This window comes from Duganella sacchari (assembly GCF_900143065.1).
GTDB lineage: Bacteria > Pseudomonadota > Gammaproteobacteria > Burkholderiales > Burkholderiaceae_D > Rugamonas > Rugamonas sacchari.
Map to the genome: position 1 here is coordinate 35,937 of NZ_FRCX01000019.1, position 19,699 is coordinate 55,635.

Here is a 19,699-nt window from a genome sequence, read left to right on the forward strand (position 1 = left end):
AACCCCAACAGCGGAGAACCGTATGTCTATCAGCGCCCTGAGTTCCAGCAGCGCGGCCAGCTCGCTCAGTTTCCTGAGCCGTCTGAGCAGCACCAACAAAAACAGCAGCAACAGCACCGACGGTGTGCGTCCGCCACGCCCACCGGATGGCGGCGGTTTTGCCAACGCGATTGCCGATGCGCTCAAGTCGATCGGTATTTCTGACACCAGCACAAGTACCAGCAGCACCGATGCCTCGGCGGCGGCATCCAGCAGTGACAGTACCAGCACGACGGACGGTACGGATATCGCTGCTGCGTTGGGCAGCTTCCTGCAAAGCCTGATGGGCGCGCTGCATGCGCAGAACAGCGGCAACGATGCGCCGCAGCCATATAGCGAGCAGCAGGGCAGTGGTGGCCCCGGCGGCCCGGGCAAGCTGGAATCGGATCTGCAAAGCCTGATCGCCAAACTGGGATTGGGTAGCGACAGTACCACTACCAGTACCGATGGCGCGGATAGCGGCGATGCGGTCGATCAACTGGAAAGCGCGTTTGGCAATCTGCTGGACAAGCTGGGCACGAGCAGCACGGCCAGCAGTGACAGCACTGACAGCACCAGCACCGGCAATGACGCGGCGACCAAGCTGGCCGCCTTCCTGCAAGCGCTGTCCACCAAGGTCGGCGGCAACGGCACCAGCGGCAATATGGTGAACACCACGGTGTAACCCCTGTTTTACCGGCCGCAGCGCATGCGTGCTGCGGCAGTTTTTTAACCCAGGCAGGAGCAGGTATGGAATTTCACGACGATAAGCACGAACACAGCCTGGCAAACGATCTGGTCGCCATGCTCAACTTGAATAGCGACCGTCGTCAGACAATGCGCTGGCTGCTGGCCGGCGCTTCGGCACTACCCGTGCTTGGCTGTGGCGGTGGCACCAGCGGCAGCGAGAGCACAACCACCTCGGCGGCGGCCACGGCGACCACGCCCACCACAACAACCACGACAACGACCACCACCACAACCACCAACGGTTCGTGTTCGGTGATACCGGAAGAAACCGGCGGCCCCTATCCGGCTGATGGCACCAACAGCAATGGCAGCGGCGTCGTCAACGTGCTGACCCAATCAGGTGTGGTGCGCAGCGACATCCGCAGCAGCTTCGGCAACGCCAGCGGCACGGCGGCCGGTGTACCGCTGACCATCAAGCTACAGATCGTCAATGCCAACAATAATTGCGCACCGCTGGCCAATGCCGCCATCTACCTGTGGCATTGCGACCGCGACGGCAATTATTCACTGTATTCGACTGGTGTGACAAACCAGAATTACCTGCGCGGCGTGCAGGAAACCGACAGTAGCGGCAACCTCACCTTTACCACGATTTATCCGGGCTGCTACTCGGGACGCGTGCCGCACGTGCACTTTGAAGTGTATCCATCACTGGCCAAGGCCACCACAGCGGCCAGCCGCATCAAGACCTCGCAGTTCACCTTCCCGGTGACCACCAGCAATGAGGTGTATGCCACCAGCGGTTACAGCGCTAGCATAAAAAATCTGGCCGCCATCAGCTTTGCCACCGACAATGTGTTTAGTGACGGCTACGCGCTGCAAATGGCCACCATCAGCGGCAATGCCATCGATGGCTATGCGGCGACGCTGACGGTGGCCGTAACTGCCTAAGCGTTCATAAAGCCCAGATCACGGCTGCTGAAATTGCCGATATTGGGGAATACATCGGCAATCTGCGCGGCCGACAGGCCAAACCAGCCAGCCAGGGTGGCGCCGTACTGATCGACCGAGACGGTCGGCAGCAACGAGCCCGATCCCACATCCAGGGCATGGCCCTCGCCACTTGGCGGGAAGGCACCGTAGATATCCTTGCCCTTTACTGCGCCGCCGACCACGAAGTGGTGCGAGCCCCAGCCGTGGTCGGTGCCATCGCCATTGCTGGCAAAGGTGCGGCCGAAATCGGAGGCGGTAAACAAGGTGACCTGGCGGCGCACATCCGTGCCTTGCAGGTTGCCCATGAGCGTATCGAAATAGGCGATGGCATGGGCTACCCGGGCCAGCAGATCGGCTTGGGCCGCCAACTGGCCGTTGTGAGTGTCAAACCCGGCCATGCTGACATAAAACACTTGACGCTTGGCTCCCAGGCCATTGCGGCCGGCGATAATGCGGGCCACCATTTGCAACTGCTTGGCCAGCGGGTTGACTGCCGCCTGCTGGGTGTTGGGGTTGATGTAAGGTGTCGGGTCCGGCACGCCGCCTGCGCCAGCGGCCGGAATCGCACTGGCCAGTACCCCCTGGCTGGCAATGGCGCGCTGCATGATAGCGGCATATTCCTTTTCCATCGGGTCGGTGCTGGAGGCGGTGATAATCGACTGCAGCGTATTGCCGGCTGGCGAGGAATGGAACAGCTGGCCGCTGAGCAGCTCCACCGGTGGGTTGCCGGCGGGGTTCACCTGGAATTGGCGGACATTGCGTCCCGACAGGAATACCGTGTTGCCACCCGCAGAAATGCTGGTGAACATCGCATTGCCGTTGCCGGCGGCGACCAAATCGGCCATGCGGCCGCCCCAACCGCTGGTGGCGCCTTCCGCTCCGCCCGACTGCCAGACTGACTGCTGGTCATTGTGCGAGAACAGCTTGGGCGGCAGCGCCACCGAGGCAGCTTTATACTGCGCCAGCGTGGTGGGCTGTACCAGCGTGCCGACGTTGGCGACGATGGCGGCGCGGCCGCTGTCAAACAGCGTCTTGAGCGGCGCCAGCGATGGGTGTAGTGCGAAGCTGCGGCCAGACTGTTCGGTGTTGGGCGTAATCGCCAGCAGGCCGTTGCTGGCCCCCGGCGCGGGTAACGCCAATTGGCCGTTGTCATTGCCGCCGCGCAGACGCTGGTATTCGCTCCACGAGGCCGGGTCGGTGGCCACCACAGTGTTGAACGGATCGTTACCACCAGTCATGAACAGGCATACGGTGGCTTTGTAGTCCGACGCATTCTGTGCGGCAGCGGCGCTCATGGCGGCCAGATTCATGGCAAACGGAGCGGCGCTGGCGCCCGCTGCGGCCAGCATCGAACCCAGAAAATGGCGACGAGAGAATTGATTGTTTTTCATCAGGCGCTTCCTTACTTTTGTACGATGTATTCTGGCGAGACCATTGCCAGGAAAATAGCCAGAGAGACACGCGAGTCGCGGAACACCGCCACGTCGGCGGCATTGTTCGGATTCGGTTCGCTGATTGACTTCAAGGCCGACAGGATCTGGTTGCGCAGCGTTGTCGACATATTGCCGTTCAATACCAGCAGCTTGATACGGTCCACCAGCGCTTCCGGCTGATAGGCCAAGGCACGTTCAGCGCTGTAGTCCGGCACAATGTCCGGCATGCCGCTGGCGCCACCCGTGCCCCAGGTGACCACGTAGCGCATGAAGTTGACATAACCGATCACCGATGGCTCGCTGGCGATCTGCAGTTCCGGTGCGGTCAAATTCTTGAGCGCCAGATCGGAGTTGGGCGGTACGTAACCAGGGCGGTAGAAGTTGAACACGGAAGGCGAGTTCATCGGCGTTTGCGCCAGATAAACCACCGGGTTATCCGTGTTGAACATCAGGAAGCGGCCCGTCTTGGAGGTCACGTTGAATGCACGCATCCAGTTGGCCAGACGGATCACCGGCTCGCGTACTTTGGGCGACGCGGTCAGGCCCGGCACGTTACCCCAGCGCGCCTCAGGCGCCATCAGGATGGCACGTATCACCGCCTGCATATCGCCGCGCACACCTTGGCCATTATTGTTGAAGGCCATGGCAACGCGCGACACATAAGACGGCGAGGGATTACTGGTCACCAGACGCTCAATGAGGCGGCGGGCAATAAACGGCCCTACGTTGCGGTGATTGAATAGCGTGTCCAGCGCAATTTTCATGTCATCGGCCGCATTCGAGCCGGCGCCGATGGTCCGGCCCAGGAAACGTTTTTCCGAGGTCGAATGGAATTGCGCATACACCTGCATCGGCATGGTTTCGCGGAACGGATCGCGCAGGGTGCCGTAGTAGCGTGCTTCCGACTTGTCGGCACCATTCCAGCACCAGCCCGTAAATACCTTGGCCAGGCCCATGACATCGTCGTGGGTGTAGGTTTCGATGGGCTTACCGTTGGCCAGCTTCATTACGCCGTCCTGCTGCAGCTCATACAGGCCAATGGTCATCAGTTGCATGATTTCGCGCGCAAAATTCTCATCCGGCATGCGCGTCGCGCTTTCCTTCTCATTGCGCAGATGCGACAGGTACAAGCCCATCATGGGGTTTGTGGCGACATCTTGCAGCAAGTCACGGAAGTTACCGAACGCGTTTTTAGCCAACAGATCGTAGTAGTTAGCGACGCCACGCGGGAAGGTGTAGATCGCATCCTGCTGGGTAGAAATCACGAAGATTTGCGACAGGGCATATGTCACCCGTTGGCGCAGCTGGTCATCACCGGAGATCGCCTGTTTCCAGAAACTCTCGAGGAAGTTATTCGGCGTCAGGTTGGCGGCGCCGCCAATGGTGCCGGCCAGACCGTTCAACGTGGTCAGGTGACTGACGCGCGGCTTTGCGAACTGGGCGGTAATCCACGCATCCTGGCCCATGGCAGCCACTTCGGCAATCGACTTTTCAGTCGGACCAAAGCTGGCCTGGGCCAGAAACCGGGATGCCTGCGCAGGCGTAATCGACACATCGGCCGTCGCTGCGGTAGTAGCGCCTCCCATTATCATGCGGGAGGCAGTCGTGCCGCTGCTGGCGGCATCAGGTGCAACCGCATCCGGATTGCTGCCGCCGCAAGCGGCGAGCGTGATCAGGGAGGCGGTAGCAAGCGCAAGTTTTACATTTCCCAACTTCATTTGTTTCCCTTAGGAATTATTCAGGATGGGGTCGATTGTAAAATAATTGCTTTGAGCAAGAAAAGCGCTAATTTAATACTGCGCTGCAACATTGATGTGTGGGAAAATTTTTAAGCGAAGATGAACGACAATGCGGAAAAGTTACAGGAAGTTATTAAACAAAAAATGAATATTTTTTTCTGGAAACATGTGTGATTCTTGCCGAAAATTGCTGAATTGTAAATTTGCAAAATCTAAGTTTGCAAATTTAATAAATATCATGATGCAACTTATGCTGCCCTATGTAACAAAAAAAACGGCCCGGTCGTTGCCGACCGGACCGCTCTTAGCGAGTAAAGTGCACCCTATTGTTTTACGCAATCCACGAAGTAACCGCGTTTACCGTCTACTTCACGCTTGACCAGGCCGTGGACGTCGGTCTCGAAGCCCGGGAAGCGTTCATTGAAGTCGCGTGCGAAGCGCAGATAGTCCACAATGGTCTTGTTGAAGCGCTCGCCTGGGATTAGCAGCGGGATGCCCGGTGGGTAAGGCGTCAGCAGGATGGAGGTGATGCGGCCTTCCAGCTCATCAATGGCGACGCGCTCGATCTCGCGGTGCGCCATCTTGGCAAACGCTTCCGACGGTTTCATCGCCGGTACCATGTCCGACAGATACATCTCGGTGGTCAGGCGGGCCACGTCGTAGGCCTTGTAGAAGTCGTGGATCTGCTGGCACAGGTCGCGCAGGCCCATTTTTTCGTAGGTCGGGTTGGCTGCCGCGAATTCCGGCAGGATGCGCCACATCGGCTGATTCTTGTCGTAGTCGTCCTTGAATTGTTGCAGTGCGGTCAGCAACGTGTTCCAGCGGCCTTTGGTAATGCCGATGGTGAACATGATGAAGAACGAGTACAGGCCGCATTTCTCGATGATCACGCCGTGCTCGGCCAGGTACTTGGTCACGATCGACGCCGGGATGCCGGTCTCGTCGAACTTGCCGTCCAGCGACAGGCCAGGGTTGACGATGGTGGCCTTGATCGGGTCCAGCATATTGAAGCCCGGCGCCAGCTTGCCGAAACCGTGCCAGTCGTCCTCGGCCTTGATGATCCAGTCTTCGCGCGAACCGATGCCTTCTTCGGCGAATTCGTTCGGACCCCAGACCTTGAACCACCAGTCCTTGCCCCACTCGGCGTCGATCTTTTTCATGGCGCGGCGGAAGTCCAGCGCTTCCAGGATGGACTCTTCCACCAGTGCGGTGCCGCCTGGCGCTTCCATCATGGCCGCTGCAACGTCGCACGAGGCGATGATCGAGTACTGCGGCGAGGTCGAGGTGTGCATCAGGTAAGCCTCGTTGAAGGCGTCCTGGTCCAGCTTGACGGTTTCCGATTCGCGCACCAGCACCTGCGAGGCCTGCGACAGGCCGGCCAGCAGCTTGTGGGTCGATTGAGTCGAGAAGATCATCGACTCCTTGGCGCGCGGACGGTCCTTGCCGATCGCGTGCATATTCTTGTAGAAGTCGTGGAAGGTGGCGTGCGGCAGCCAGGCTTCGTCGAAGTGCAGCGTGTCGATCTGGCCGTCCAGCAGTTCGCGCAGGGTTTCCACGTTGTAGACCACGCCGTCGTAGGTCGACTGGGTGATGGTCAGGATGCGCGGTTTCTTGTTCACGGCTTCGCGCGCGAACGGGTTGGCTTCGATCTTTCGCTGGATGCTCTCCATCGAGAACTCTTCCAGCGGGATCGGGCCGATGATGCCCAGGTGGTTACGGGTAGGCATCAGGAATACCGGAATCGCGCCGCACATGATGATTGAGTGCAGGATCGACTTGTGGCAGTTACGGTCAACCACCACGATGTCGCCAGGCGCCACGGTCGAGTGCCACACCATCTTGTTCGAGGTCGAGGTGCCGTTGGTGACGAAGTAGCAATGGTCGGCATTGAAGATGCGCGCGGCGTTGCGTTCGGACTTGGCGACCGGGCCGGTGTGGTCCAGCAGTTGGCCCAGCTCCTCCACGGCGTTGCAGACGTCGGCGCGCAGCATGTTCTCGCCAAAGAACTGGTGGAACATCTGGCCGATCGGCGATTTCAGGAAGGCCACGCCGCCCGAGTGGCCAGGGCAGTGCCACGAGTACGAACCGTCGTTGGCGTATTCCACCAGCGCGCGGAAGAACGGCGGCGCCAGGCCGTCCAGGTAGGACTTGGCTTCGCGGATGATGTGGCGCGCGACGAATTCCGGCGTGTCTTCAAACATGTGGATGAAGCCGTGCAGTTCGCGCAGGATGTCGTTGGGGATATGGCGCGAGGTGCGGGTTTCGCCGTACAGGTAGATCGGGATGTCGGCGTTCTTGTAGCGGATCTCTTCAACAAAGGCGCGCAGCGACTTCAGCGCGGTGTCGGTATCTTCCACCGAGCCGGAGCCGAATTCTTCATCGTCGATCGACAGCACGAAGGCCGAGGCGCGCGACTGCTGCTGGGCGAACTGGGACAGGTCGCCGTAGCTGGTCACGCCCACCACTTCCATGCCTTCTTTTTCCATCGCATCGGCGAGGGCGCGGATGCCTAAGCCGGACGTGTTCTCAGAACGGAAATCCTCGTCAATGATGACGATGGGGAAACGAAATTTCATGCATGTCTCCAAAAAAGCAAGCCGCCCCTGACAGGATGTTGAGGGGCGGACAGGGCGCGACCACGATGGCCGCAAAAAAATAAGAACGGGATTCTCGCAGAAAACAGCGCTGCTGCGGGAAAAAATTATCGTACCAGAATGCCGTATCGGCATGACGCCCTTGTTACACAGCTGTCATGCCGATCAACTAATGTTGCTTAGTGACCAGCGAACCAGGCGAGGGCGCCCATCGCCACGCCGATCCCGGCCACGCCATAGGCCAGGCCCATCATCCACTTCTTGCGGGTCAGCAGGGTGATGGCGGCCAGCGAAATGGCGATCTGCTCGGCCGTGGTGGCCAGCGCCCACTGGTGGTGCTTGTGCATGGCTTCATCCGACTTGTGGTTCCACTCTTTCGAGGATTCTTCCCACTTTTCGGCTTCCTTCTTGATGTCTTCCTTTTCGTGCTTGTAGCGGGCCACTTCGGCCTCGTAGCGCTTGGGATCGACACCGGGCAGTGTCATGGCCAGTTCCGCCAGGTTCTGCTTGGCAGACTTGGCCTGGTAATAGTTCCAGCTATTGGCAGCCTGGGTCTTGTCGATGGCGGCATTGTTCTTGAACAGGGCGGCATCGTTCTGGGTGGCGCCGCCAAGGTAGCCGAATGCGGCGCCCACGGTAGCGAGGATTGCGGTCATGACGGCAATATTGTTGGAAAAGCCATCGCTGCCATGGGCGGCGTGTTCCACCGCGTGGTCGTGCGGGCCGTGGACGTGGAAGCCTTCAGAAGACATAGGGGTATCCTTAATCAAGCCTTGCGGCGCAGGGTAACAAAAGCGTAGTGCAGAGCGGATTTCTCCGAGGTGTGTTCTTCGCGCGCGGTTTCCTGCCACGCGTCGGCGTCGATCTCCGGGAAGAAGGCGTCGCAGTCGAAGGTCTGGGCGATCCGGGTCACGATCAACTGGTCGGCCAGCTGCATCGACTGCTTGTAGATCTCGGCGCCGCCAATGACGAAGCCTTCGGCGCCGTCCAGCAGTGCGATGGCCGCTTCGATGGAGCCGGCGGTTTCCACGCCCTCATGCGACCATTGCTGGTTGCGCGTGACGACGATGTTGCGGCGGTTGGGCAGCGGACGGCCGATGGAGTCGAACGTCTTGCGGCCCATGATGATCGGGTGGCCGGTGGTGATGCGCTTGAAGTGGGCCAGGTCCTCCGGCAGTTTCCACGGCAGGGTGTTGTTGATGCCGATGCCGCGCTGGGCGTCGGTGGCGACGATGATAGTAAGTTTGCTCATGATTCCAGGTGCGATAAAGAGGCGTGATTATCGTTGAAATTACGGTTTCGGAGGCGCTGGCGTGCGTGCCTTCTTGCTGCGCCGGTTTTCACGCTTGCGCTGCAAACGGCGCTCCTCCAGCCAGTCGCGGCAACTCGGGATGCTGAAGCACGTGCAGTTGTTGGAGCAGCCAAGGACATCGGCAACATCGCTGGCGTCGCAGGACAGGTCGCAATTGCCGGCCTGTGCGCGGTGGCGCTTGCTCATGGCCGGCATTGCCGGATGATAGTGCTGGTGTATCTCGTGGCAGTCGTCCAGCCGGCGCCGCAGCAGTTCCAGGCCGACCGGCAGGCCGTGGCGCGCGATCACGCGCTTGCCGTAGGCGGAGCAGCTGTCGCGGCCCGTGTGGCGGCGGAAGGCGCAGTTAAAGCCCTTCAATGGCGACAGGTAGCGCTGGTAAAAGCTGATGGCTGCCAGGGCCAGAATTTTCATGGGGCGCGGTAGAAGTTCAACAGGTGGCTGGCCAGCGCCTGCGGCGCCTCCAGCGGGATCATGTGGCCGGTGCCTTCCTGCAGCACATGCAGCTCGATGGCCGGATTGTAGCGGCTGAATTCGCGGACATCGTCGGCCGCCACCAGTTTATCCTGTTCCGAGGCGATCGCGAGCACGCGACAACGCAGCTCGCCGGTACGGCTCATCAAATCCGGGCGCTCGATGGTGGTACGGAACTGCGTCAGCAGCACGTCCTTGCCCAGTTCCACCGCCATGGCCTGGATGACGTCCACAATCGCGGGATCATCCATGTGCTCGGGCGCCAGGATTTCACGCAGGCGCATCTGCGTCATGCCGGTGTAGTGGTTCTTTTCCAGCAGCGGGATGATGCGCAGGCGGGTGGCTTTTTCCTTCTCCTGCAGGCCGCGCGCGGAACTGGCGATGATGACCAGCGAGTTGACGCGTTCCGGATTCGCCAGCGCGTATTCGACTGCCAGGTAGGCGCCCAGCGAGAACGCCACCAGATTGGCTTTCGGCGCCGTATGCGCGCCGATCAGCTCCTGCATCTGCGCGCGCGAGCGGGCCTTGTGCAGCGGGACGTGATGGAATTCAAAGCCGTCGCCCAATAGCGGCAGCAGGCGGCCCCACATGCGCTCATCGCACAGGGTGCCAGGGACCAAATCCAGACGCGTCATACGGCCATCGGGGCGGTGATGGGCGCGTGGTGCTGGTAGCCTTCCAGTGCGAAGTCCGATGGTTCGATTTTTTCCAGCCACTCCGGCTCGTATTTGCCGGTTTTGCTGAAGTCGGGCACGCGGTCGGAGATGATGAGTTCCGGCAGCGGCAGCGGTTCGCGCTTCAGCTGTTCCTGCACCATGTCCATGTGGTTCTCGTAGATGTGGGCGTCGCCAATGAAGTAGGTGAACCAGCGCGGCGTGTAGCCGGTCAGGCGGCCCACCAGGTGCATCAGTGCCGCGCCTTCCGCCAGGTTGAACGGCGTGCCCAGACCCAGGTCGTTCGAACGCACGTAGAGGCACATCGACAGCTCTTTGGTGCTCGGGTTGGGAATGAACTGGTACAGCAGGTGGCAGGCGGGCAGGGCGACCGCGTCCAGCACGGCCGGATTCCAGCCGTGGAACAGGATGCGGCGGCTGCCAGGATTGTTGACGATGGTATCCAGGCATTCGCGCAACTGATCGATGGCCTTGTACAGCAGGACTTTCTGTACACCGTCTTCTTCCAGCGGCGCGACGATGGTGAAGCCGTTCTTCTGCGCGTTGGCGATTTGCGCCTGGTTGGCGGCGTCCAGTACTTTGTAGCCTGGCCACTGGCGCCACTGCACGCCGTAGACCGGCCCCAGGTCGTCAGTGCCGAGGCGATAGGGATTGTCCAGCCATTGCTGGTTTTCGTTGGCGTTCTGGTCCCAGACCTTGCAGCCCAGCGCACGGAAATCGGCGGCGCTGCGCGAGGCGCGCAGGAAGGCGCACAACTCGCCGACGACGGATTTAAAGGCGAGCTTCTTGGTCGTCACTGCAGGAAAACCTTTTTTCAAGTCGAAGCGCATCATCGCGCCCGGCACGCTCAGCGTGCGGATGCCGGTGCGGTTGTCTTGCCAGCTGCCGGTGTCGATGACGGTTTGGATGAGTTCCAGGTATTGCTGCATTCAGTTCTCCAACGTGTTCGGTGGTGCAAAGACGGCTATTTTAACAGGCGGCCGGTAGGTGTTCAGCGGCTGCCCGGTTTGGATTTGCGGCCACCCGGCTGCGAGGCCGCACGGCCTTCAACGCGCGCCTGCGACTTGGCGCCACGGCCACCCGCCACCACCACAGCGCCCTTGGGCGGTGCTGAGCCGCTGTCGCCACGCCGGCTGCCGCTATAGCCGCCGCGCGGCCCGCCACCGTATGCGCCGTCGCTGCGCGCGTCACCGGACGATTTGCCGCCTGCAGCACGGTCACCACCCGACGATTTCGACGGTTTCGGCGGCGCGATGTAGGTGCCCAGCGATTCGCTGCCGCCCGCTGGCCGCGCCTCCGCTTTGGCGGGCGTTTTGCTGCCTGCGGTTGTCGTAGCGGGGCGCTTGGCTGTACCAGCCGGCTTGCTGCCCGCTTTGCCCGCACGGGGCGCGGCGAGTTTTTGCGCCGGCGTGGCGCTGCCTTTTGGCGCTGTCTCCGGCACGCGGTGATCTGCCTCGAAGCCAGCTTCCTCAAAACGCTGAATGACCTGGCGCGTCAGCGTCTCGATGGCCTTGAGCATATCCACTTCGTCTGCACACACCAGTGACATCGCTTCACCCGTCATGCCCGCACGGCCAGTACGGCCGATACGGTGGATGTAGTCTTCCGCCACCGTCGGCAAATCGAAATTGACCACCAGCGGCAGCGCTTCAATATCCAGGCCACGTGCCGCAACGTCGGTCGCGATCAACAGCTGCACCTCTTTGCGCTTGAAGCGGTCCAGCGCGCGCAAACGCGCTGGCTGCGTCTTGTCGCCGTGAATGGCGTCGGCTGCAAGGCCATGCTGTTGCAACTCCTTGACCAGCGCCTCCGCACCTTTGCGCGTCTTGACGAACACCAGCGCCTGCGACCAGCCCAGCTTATTCAGCAGATGCAGGAACAGCTCCGGCTTGCGGCGCTTGTCGGTTGTCACCAGCCACTGCTTGACGGTGCGCGTGGCGGTGTTGGGCGCCGCCACCTGAATCGACACCGGATCGATCAGCATGCCCTTGGTCAGCTTGCGTACCTCATCGGAGAACGTGGCCGAGAACAGCAAGGTCTGACGCTGCTTGGGCAGGGCTTCCAGCAGAATATCCAGATCGCGCTCAAACCCCAGATCCAGCATGCGGTCCGCTTCGTCCAGCACCAGCGTTTGCAGCAGCGCGAAACTGATCACGCCCTGATCATGCAGGTCGATCAGGCGGCCCGGCGTTGCCACCAGCACGTCCAGACCTTTGCGCAGCTTGGCGATCTGCGGCGCGATATCGACACCACCATAAGCGACGGCGCTGCGCAAGGGCAGGTTGCCACCGTAGCTGCGGAAGCTCTCGAACACCTGTTCGGCCAGCTCACGCGTCGGCACCAGCACCAATGCGCGCACGGCTTGTGGCGCCGTCACGCCGTCCAGCGTCAGGCGTTGCAGGATGGGCAGCGCGAAGCCGGCGGTCTTGCCGGTGCCGGTTTGCGCAGCAGCCATGACATCGCGGCCTGCCAGCACTGCGGGAATGGCTTGCTTCTGGACCGGCGTAGGCTGCTTGTAGCCCAGCGTGTCCAGCGTGCGCAGTAAAGGATCGATCAGGCCAAGTGCGTGGAAGGTCATGGTGTATGTAGTAAAACGAAAAGAGGGCGCAGTGTAGCCGGTTTGCCCGGCTTGCGCGGAATTAGTTGGCCAGGGCGTCCGACCACAAGGTCAGAATCTCGCGTACGCGCTGGTCCGGCAGGTTAAGCAGGTTGTCGCCGATGTAGAGTTCAACGGCGCAGCGCTGCGGCAGCGGCGCATGACTGGCGCCGTTGAACAGCCAGACACTGTGCTGTCCGGCGATACGGTTGCGCACCTCCAGCGCCCGCTCGCGGCTCACCGGCAAGTGGATGTGCAGCATATTCGCATGCGGCCTGGCCGGATTCGGCGCCAGCAGCGGATAGTCCCGCAGCACGTCATACAACCACTGCGTGCGTTTGAAGTAGTCCGGCATCGCCGCCAGACGTGCATCGAACTGCATCGCGGCCGCGACAACATAGGGCGTGCGCTGATACACATTGCCGCCCTGGCGGCGGAACCATTCCTGCGCCTTTGCGACAAAGTCCGCGCTGCCGGCCAGCATGGCGCCGGCCATGCCGCCGATGCCTTTGTACAGCGACACGTAGACGCTGTCGAAACCCGCTGCAATCTCGTTGACAGGGCGCGCATACGCCGCCGCCGTCTCCCAAAGGCGCGCGCCATCCATGTGCAGATGGACGCCCTGTTCGCGGCAGTAGTCCTTGATGGCGGACAGTTCGTCCCAGTCGGGACACTGGCCGCCGATTTCACGCGCAGGCAGTTCCAGCGAGACGGCGCCCAGCTTGTCGGGTATGCCCTGCAATTCCCCTAGAGTCCACGGACGATGCGGGTCGCCGATTTGCAGCGCGTGGAAGTGATCGAACAACTGATGATTGCCACGCTCGTGCTTGAGGATATGGGAAGTCGGATGCAGCGCGACCAGCTTGCTGCCGCGCTCCATGCAGGCGATACGCAGCGCCGTGGCTTGCGTCATGGTGCCCGTGATGCAGAACACCGCCGCATCAAAGCCCAGCAGGCGCGCGACTTTCTGTTCGAAATCCTGTATCAGCGCGCCGCTGCCATAGACGTCATGCGTGACGTCGCGCGCCTGGCACCAGTCGCCCATCGCCGCAAACAATTCGGCAGGCAGCGGCTGGCGATGGCCGGGCAGATGGTTGCGGCAGCTTTGTTTCAGTTCAGCATCAGTCATGGCGTGCTCCAGGAAGATACGCTCAATGCTCCACGTGCACGTGATGGAACTGCAGCGCCGCCAGATTGGCGTAGATGCCGCCCAGTGCCACCAGCGATGCATGGGTGCCGGTTTCGACGATTTTACCGTCTTCCATGACGATGATGCGGTCCGCGCGTTGTACCGTGGCCAGGCGGTGGGCGATGATGACGGTGGTGCGGCCAACCATGGCCGCTTCCAGCGCTGATTGCACCAGGCGTTCGGATTCGGCATCCAGCGCGCTGGTGGCTTCGTCCAGCAATAGCAGCGGTGGATTTTTCAGCAGGGCGCGTGCAATCGCAATGCGCTGACGCTGGCCGCCCGACAGACGCACGCCGCGCTCGCCGAGGAAGGAGTGGTAGCCTTGCGGCAGGCGTTCGATAAATTCGTGTGCTGCGGCCAGCCGGGCGACGGCGATCACTTCTTCATCGCTGGCATCGGCGCGGCCGTAGCGGATGTTTTCCATGGCGTTGGCCGAGAAGATCACCGTATCCTGCGGCACGATGCCGATGGCGTCGCGCAGCGTGTGCAGCTCCAGCTGGCGGATATCGACGCCATCCAGCTTGATGCTGCCGCTTTGCGGATCGTAGAAGCGCAGGAACAGCTGGAACAGGGTGGTCTTGCCGGCACCCGATGGTCCCACCACGGCCACTGTCTCACCGGGCTTGATGTCCAGCGTGACGTGGTCCAGCGAATTGGTTTCGGGACGCGATGGGTACGAGAACATCACATCGTTCAGCGACAGCGCCGCGCCATTGGCGGCGCGCGGCGGCAGCGGCAATGGCTGCGCCGGCGACTGGATCTTCGATTTCACCGACATCAGCTCCAGCAGGCGCTCGGTGGCGCCGGCGGCGCGCTGCGCCTCGCCCATCACTTCGGACAGCGCACCGATGGCGCCCGCCGTGATGGAGGCGTACAGGATAAACTGGCCCAGATCGCCGCCCGTCATTTCGCCCGACAGCACGGCGTGCGCGCCCAGCCACAACACGAACACGATGGCGCCGAACACCAGCACAATCGCCAGCATGGTCAGGAAGGCGCGGGCCTTGATGCGGCGCATCGCGGTCTGGAACGCGCCTTCGACCGAACCGCCAAAGCGCGACGACTCGATCTTCTCGTGCGTGAACGCCTGCACGGTCGGCATGGCGTTGAGGATTTCGCCCGCCATGGCGGAGGCATCGGCCACGCGGTCCTGCGAATCGCGCGACAGCGTGCGTACGCGGCGGCCAAATATCACAATCGGCAGCACGGTCAGGATCAGCAGGCCGACGATGATGGCCGACAGTTTGGGGCTGGTCACAAACAGCATCACCAGACCGCCGATAAACAGTAAGGCGTTACGCAACGCCATGGAGATGCTGGTGCCGACCACCGACTGGATCAGCGTGGTATCGGTGGTGATGCGCGACAGGACCTCGCCGGTCTGCGTGGTCTCGAAGAATTCCGGGCTTTGCGTGACGACGTGGTTGTAGACGGCGGCGCGGATGTCCGCCGTGACGCGCTCACCGAGCCACGAAACGCTGTAAAAGCGCGCGGCGGTGGCCAGCGCCAGGACGGTGGCGAGGCCAAACAGCGCCAGGAACACCAGGTCCACATGCTGGATGCTGCGCGTGCCCGAGCCGCCGAAACCCATGTCGATCATCTGTTTGAACGCGGCGGGAATCGCCAGTGTGGCGCCGGCGGCGACCAGCAGCGCGATCCCGGCCACGATGAAGCGGCGCGTGTACGGCGCCAGGAAGGGCGTCAGCTGGCGCAGCGTGGCAAGGCTGCCTTTCTTGAGTTCGCGGGTGGCTGTCGGAGCGGCGGCGGACGGCGTGCTGGCGGTGGTGCTGTTGGTCATCGTGTGGCTACAGTGGCGTAAATATGCTGATTGAGACGTTTGGTATGGATTTATATTGTGCTTATAGTTTCATCGGACTGACATAGCCGGTCAGCTCCAGGTAGGCGCGGCCGGCCGGCTTGCCGTCGCGGTTCAGCGTGACCGCACCTTCCCAGTACACGGCACCGGTCGACCGGCGCGAATCCAGCTCCTGATCGTCCTGTAAGGGCACGATGTCCCACACAGTGCTGCCTGTGGTGAGCTGGGTCGCAACGGGATACTCGGCATTGGTGCGGGGCGAACGCCACCGCCTTTGCGGGGTAAAAGTGACCTGTTCCGGCGAGAACTGCGTGATCTTACCGGAAGCATCGCGCCATGTCGCGTGCGACCATAGTTTAGCACCTGTCGTGCTACGGACCTGGAAAGCCATGAGCGCGCCGCCATCGGCCAGGTTGGCGCCGACCCAATCCCAGCCGCTGGCGTCCTCGCCCACGGCCTGGCTGGACCATTCGTGATCGAGCCACGCGGCGCCGGTGACAGTGGCCGGTTTGCCGGCGCGCGTGATGCTGCCGCTGACCCGCAGCTGCGGCGCGCTGTAGTAATAGCTGCTTTGGGCGGGATTGGGGCCTTTGCGTGAATAGCCGCGCTCACCCTGTAGCATTACCGGTTGCGATGGCGTCAGTTGCAGGTCGTAGGCAAACTGCGGCGCATCGACATGCACGCGATAGCTGCCGTCGGCGCTGCGCTGCATATGCCAGTCCTCCAGCTTGATGTGGGTGTCGCCGGTTCTGGCGAAAGACAGGCCAAATCCTTCGCGCGCGCTGCGCTGGTCGTGCAGCAGTCTGCCATTGGCCGGATCGGACAGCGCGGCGTGGCCGATGATGAGCTGCCGCGGCGCAAACTGGCTGGGATTGGCGCGGTCATGCGGGCTGGCGCTGCGGAAGAAGGTGACCTGGAAGCCGAGCGGCTTGCCGTCCGGCGTATTGAGCCAGCCGGTCACGTACCACCATTCGGTTTTGTATTCGGGGTGCGCGCCATAATCCTGGGGGAAGGTCAGCGTGGCGCCGGCCGGCAGCGGAACCACGGCGGGGAATGCCGGCGTGCCCGCATGGGCGGACGCCGCCAGCACAAGCAGGGCAGCGGCGCGCGCCAGCCGATGGTATAAACGGTGCAGCATTACCAGTCCTCCCTGACTGCGCGTATCGGTCCTCCGGACAGCGACTGGCGGCCCGACAGCAGCGCCGTGAGCGCGGAGGCGGCCAGCAGCACGGCGGCCACGGCGCCCAGCAGCGGCCAAGGCAGGTGCAGCTCCATGGTCCAGTGGAAGGATTGCGGATTGACGACGAAAACCAGTATCAGGCTGATGACCCAGCCCAGCACAAAGCCGGTCAGGATGCCGAGCGCGGTCAGTGCGCCGCCCTCAATCGCCAGTATGGACAGCACCTGCCTGCGCGTGACGCCCACGTGGCGCAGCATGCCGAATTCCTTGGCGCGCGCCAGCGTTTGCGCGGAGAAGGTGGCGGCCACGCCAAACAGGCCGATGACGATGGCGATGGCTTCCAGCAGATAGGTGATGGCGAAGCTGCGGTCGAATACCTTCATGCTCATGGTGCGGATCTCCGATGGCTCGGTGGCTTCCAGCGATGCCGCGAATGGCAGGCGTTTCAGGGCGGCCAGCGTCGCCTCGGCCCTGGCGCCCTTTTTCAGCGTCAGCGCGGAGCCGCTGGCATTCAGGTCGCCCGTTATGGCGCGGTAATCGCTCAGGCGGATCTGGACGGTGCCCGTCGGCCGCGCATAATCGCGCCACACGCCCGCCACCTGGAAGGTGTGCAGCTTGCCGTTGAGCGGCAATTCCACGCGCTGGCCCAGCTTCATACCGTACAGATCGACCATGGCTTCAGACACCCATACCGGCAGCGTGTCGCTGGCGGGTACCTGCGTGGGGCCGACGATGGCCAGCGAGTGGCCCGGATTGGCGGCGTCGATGTGGCGCGCCATGAGCGCCACTGCGGGACGGTCCGGCGCCAAGGACAGTGCGTGCAAGCGCAGGAAATCGGCATGCTCCACGCCGGGCAAGGCGGCCAATGCGTCTTGTTCCTGCGGGCGTATGCCGGCAGTGGCGCCGCCGCTGGCGCTGCTGATGTAGATATCGGAAGGCAGCACCTGGCGCAGCCAGTCGTCCAGCGAGACGCGGAAGCTGGCAACCATGATGGCCATGGCCACCATCAGGCTAAAGCTGGACAGCACGCCGCCCAGCGCGATGCCGGCCTGGCCGGAGGCGTTCGCCAGGCGCGACAAGGTCAGCGTCATGACGGCGGAAGCACCGGGTTGGTTGGCGGTGGCGGCGCTCCAGCGCCGATAGGCAGCACGGAAGACGATGGCGGCCAGGCGCGGCATCAGGCCGATGGCGCCGATCAGCAGCAATGCAATCGACAGATAGCCGAACAGTGGCAGCTCAAACACGGGCGGCAGTTGCGACAGCAGCGCGGCGAGCGCCATGCACGCCAGCGATGGCCAGGCGCGTGCCAGCCGCGACATGGCCGCTTCCTCGGTGCCGGATTTCAGTGCGACGGCGGGTTTGGCGCGTGCCGCATCGATGGCTGGCGCGGCGCAGCCGAGCAGCGCGACGGCGACACCCAGCGCAAAATAGATGGTGGCGGCGACCGGGGTGAAGTGGACTTGCGGCCGCACACCGGAAAAGAAGCCGGCGCCAAGGTCCGCGCCCATGAAGTGCAGCGCGGCGGCGGCCATGCCGTAACCCGCAGCGATGCCGATGGCGGAACCGGCAATGCCGAGGCACAGGCCTTCGATGAGGATTTGCCGCAGCAGGCGCCGGCGGTCCATGCCCAGCACGCGCAGCAGCGCGAACTGGCTGCGGCGGCGGATCACGGACAGTGCCTGCGTCGAGAAGACCAGGAAGGCGCCTGTGAACAGCGCCACCAAGGCCAGTACCGTGAGGTTGACGCGGTAGGCGCGGCTCATGCCTTCGTTGCGGCTGTTCTGTTCCTGGTCATTCGGCTGGTTGACGAGGAAGCGGCCCGGATACTGGCGTTGCAGGTCCTGTTCCAGCTGCGCCTTGAAGCTGTCGCGGTTGATGCCATCGCGCAGTTTGAGGTCGATGCGCGAGAGCTGGCCCAGCTTCTCGAAACGCCACTGGGCGGCGCCGATGTCCATGGTGGCGATGCGCTGGCCCGCGCGGGCGCCGGGCAACGGGCCGGCCACACGCAGCTGCAACTGATTGGTGCCGACTTGCAGCGTGACCGTGCCGGCCCTGGGTTGCAGCCACTGCTGGGCGGCGGGCGACAGGAACAGGGCGTCGTCGGCGATGGTGTCCGCTATTTTGTCGGGCGCTGGTATGCCAACCAGGTCCGGGGTGATGAAACCTATACGGAAGGCGTCGATGCCGATGATCTTGAGGGCGGTGCGTTGGCCCGGCACGGACGCTTCAAATTCCAGCACCGGCGATGCGACCACCACGCCGTCTCGCTCCGCCAGCAACGGATAAATGGCCTCGTCGAAGAATGGCTCGGTGCCGCGTACCTGGATGTCCGCCACGCCGGACAGGCCTTTGACGGCAGCGGAGAATTCATTGAATGCCGCAGCGTTAATCAGGTGGATGGCGAAGCCGAGCGAGATGCCGACGGCAATCGCTGCAATCGCCACCAGCGCCCGCACGGGGTGCACGCGCCATTCGCCGAGCAGCAGCCAGCGTGACAGGCGGCGCATCGAGGCCGGCGGTGCGGTGGGGATGGTGGCGGATGGTTGGTCAGACATCAGTGAGGACACTCCAGTGCCGTCGCATCGCCAGCGCGTCTGGCGCGCAGGCGGGCGGCTTCTGCGGCCTGGCCGGTGGCGCGGCGTGCGTCTTCATCGGCCCAGCGTTGGTTGAGTTTCAGCTTGTCGCACTTCTTGCGCTGCACGGCGGCGGCTTGCGCGGCGTGGGCGGTTTCGCGATCGTCATGCTGCTCGCGTTTGATGCGCGCCTGCGCTAGCGCGTCGGCCTGCTTTTGCTGGCGGCGCAGGAGCGCTGCGGCGGCGGGATCTGCGCCCGGCGCCCCCGGAGTGTCCAGCGTTGCGGCGCTGGCATGGGCCGGACAGGGCGTGTCGCCGTAACTGACCTTGCCATCGGCGGTGCATTTGTAGACTGTCTGGGCATACGCGGCCACGGTGGCGGCCCACATCATGGCCATCATCAGCATTTTCATCTCAACCT

At 62.6% G+C, this 19,699-nt stretch carries 16 protein-coding genes; 2 read left to right on the forward strand and 14 right to left on the reverse strand.

Features of this window, described 5'->3' with window-relative positions; translation table 11 throughout:
• The first annotated feature begins 22 nt into the window (after positions 1 to 22).
• A complete protein-coding gene (locus BUA36_RS27885) occupies positions 23 to 703 on the forward strand; it encodes a hypothetical protein (RefSeq protein ID WP_072790076.1) in 681 nt (226 codons plus the stop codon).
• A gap of 65 nt (positions 704 to 768) precedes the next feature.
• A complete protein-coding gene (locus tag BUA36_RS27890; protein ID WP_072790080.1) occupies positions 769 to 1,659 on the forward strand; it encodes an intradiol ring-cleavage dioxygenase in 891 nt (296 codons plus the stop codon).
• On the opposite strand, the gene BUA36_RS27895 is transcribed toward BUA36_RS27890, so the two are convergent.
• From BUA36_RS27895 to BUA36_RS27960, 14 genes are all read right to left on the reverse strand, one after another.
• A complete protein-coding gene (locus tag BUA36_RS27895; RefSeq protein WP_072790084.1) occupies positions 1,656 to 3,092 on the reverse strand; it encodes a DUF1501 domain-containing protein in 1,437 nt (478 codons plus the stop codon). The two genes, BUA36_RS27890 and BUA36_RS27895, sit on opposite strands and share 4 nt — an antisense overlap.
• A gap of 11 nt (positions 3,093 to 3,103) precedes the next feature.
• Complete coding sequence (locus BUA36_RS27900) at positions 3,104 to 4,852, reverse strand: DUF1800 domain-containing protein (protein ID WP_072790087.1); 1,749 nt, start codon at positions 4,850 to 4,852, stop codon at positions 3,104 to 3,106.
• A 344-nt stretch (positions 4,853 to 5,196) separates the two neighbouring features.
• Entirely contained in the window at positions 5,197 to 7,449 is a 2,253-nt protein-coding gene (locus tag BUA36_RS27905) for an arginine/lysine/ornithine decarboxylase (RefSeq protein ID WP_072790091.1), read from the reverse strand.
• 197 nt (positions 7,450 to 7,646) lie between these two features.
• Complete coding sequence (locus BUA36_RS27910) at positions 7,647 to 8,219, reverse strand: DUF4337 domain-containing protein (protein ID WP_072790094.1); 573 nt, start codon at positions 8,217 to 8,219, stop codon at positions 7,647 to 7,649.
• Between the two features lie 14 nt (positions 8,220 to 8,233).
• Entirely contained in the window at positions 8,234 to 8,719 is a 486-nt protein-coding gene (locus tag BUA36_RS27915; protein ID WP_072790097.1) for a dihydrofolate reductase, read from the reverse strand.
• Between the two features lie 39 nt (positions 8,720 to 8,758).
• Entirely contained in the window at positions 8,759 to 9,190 is a 432-nt protein-coding gene (gene yidD / locus BUA36_RS27920; RefSeq protein WP_072790099.1) for a membrane protein insertion efficiency factor YidD, read from the reverse strand.
• On the reverse strand, positions 9,187 to 9,885 hold the full coding sequence (locus BUA36_RS27925) for an alpha/beta fold hydrolase (protein ID WP_072790102.1): 699 nt from the start codon (positions 9,883 to 9,885) through the stop codon (positions 9,187 to 9,189). The genes yidD and BUA36_RS27925 overlap by 4 nt, the downstream gene beginning before the upstream one ends.
• Positions 9,882 to 10,853, reverse strand: coding sequence for a thymidylate synthase (locus BUA36_RS27930; RefSeq protein WP_072790105.1), 972 nt, complete (start codon positions 10,851 to 10,853; stop codon positions 9,882 to 9,884). The genes BUA36_RS27925 and BUA36_RS27930 overlap by 4 nt, the downstream gene beginning before the upstream one ends.
• Before the next feature lie 62 nt (positions 10,854 to 10,915).
• On the reverse strand, positions 10,916 to 12,502 hold the full coding sequence (locus BUA36_RS27935; protein WP_072790108.1) for a DEAD/DEAH box helicase: 1,587 nt from the start codon (positions 12,500 to 12,502) through the stop codon (positions 10,916 to 10,918).
• Between the two features lie 61 nt (positions 12,503 to 12,563).
• A complete protein-coding gene (locus BUA36_RS27940; protein ID WP_072790111.1) occupies positions 12,564 to 13,649 on the reverse strand; it encodes a threonine aldolase family protein in 1,086 nt (361 codons plus the stop codon).
• A 22-nt stretch (positions 13,650 to 13,671) separates the two neighbouring features.
• The gene (locus tag BUA36_RS27945) at positions 13,672 to 15,507 is read right to left on the reverse strand and encodes an ABC transporter transmembrane domain-containing protein (RefSeq protein ID WP_072790114.1); all 1,836 of its coding nucleotides are present in this window, start codon (positions 15,505 to 15,507) and stop codon (positions 13,672 to 13,674) included.
• Between the two features lie 61 nt (positions 15,508 to 15,568).
• On the reverse strand, positions 15,569 to 16,663 hold the full coding sequence (locus BUA36_RS27950; protein ID WP_072790118.1) for a lipocalin-like domain-containing protein: 1,095 nt from the start codon (positions 16,661 to 16,663) through the stop codon (positions 15,569 to 15,571).
• Positions 16,663 to 19,260 carry an FtsX-like permease family protein gene (locus tag BUA36_RS27955; protein ID WP_229255838.1) on the reverse strand — a complete coding sequence of 866 codons (2,598 nt, stop codon included), beginning with the start codon at positions 19,258 to 19,260 and terminating at the stop codon, positions 16,663 to 16,665. The genes BUA36_RS27950 and BUA36_RS27955 overlap by 1 nt, the downstream gene beginning before the upstream one ends.
• Positions 19,260 to 19,691, reverse strand: a complete 432-nt coding sequence (locus BUA36_RS27960; protein WP_072790121.1) for a DUF4124 domain-containing protein — start codon at positions 19,689 to 19,691, stop codon at positions 19,260 to 19,262. The genes BUA36_RS27955 and BUA36_RS27960 overlap by 1 nt, the downstream gene beginning before the upstream one ends.
• Positions 19,692 to 19,699 lie beyond the last annotated feature (8 nt).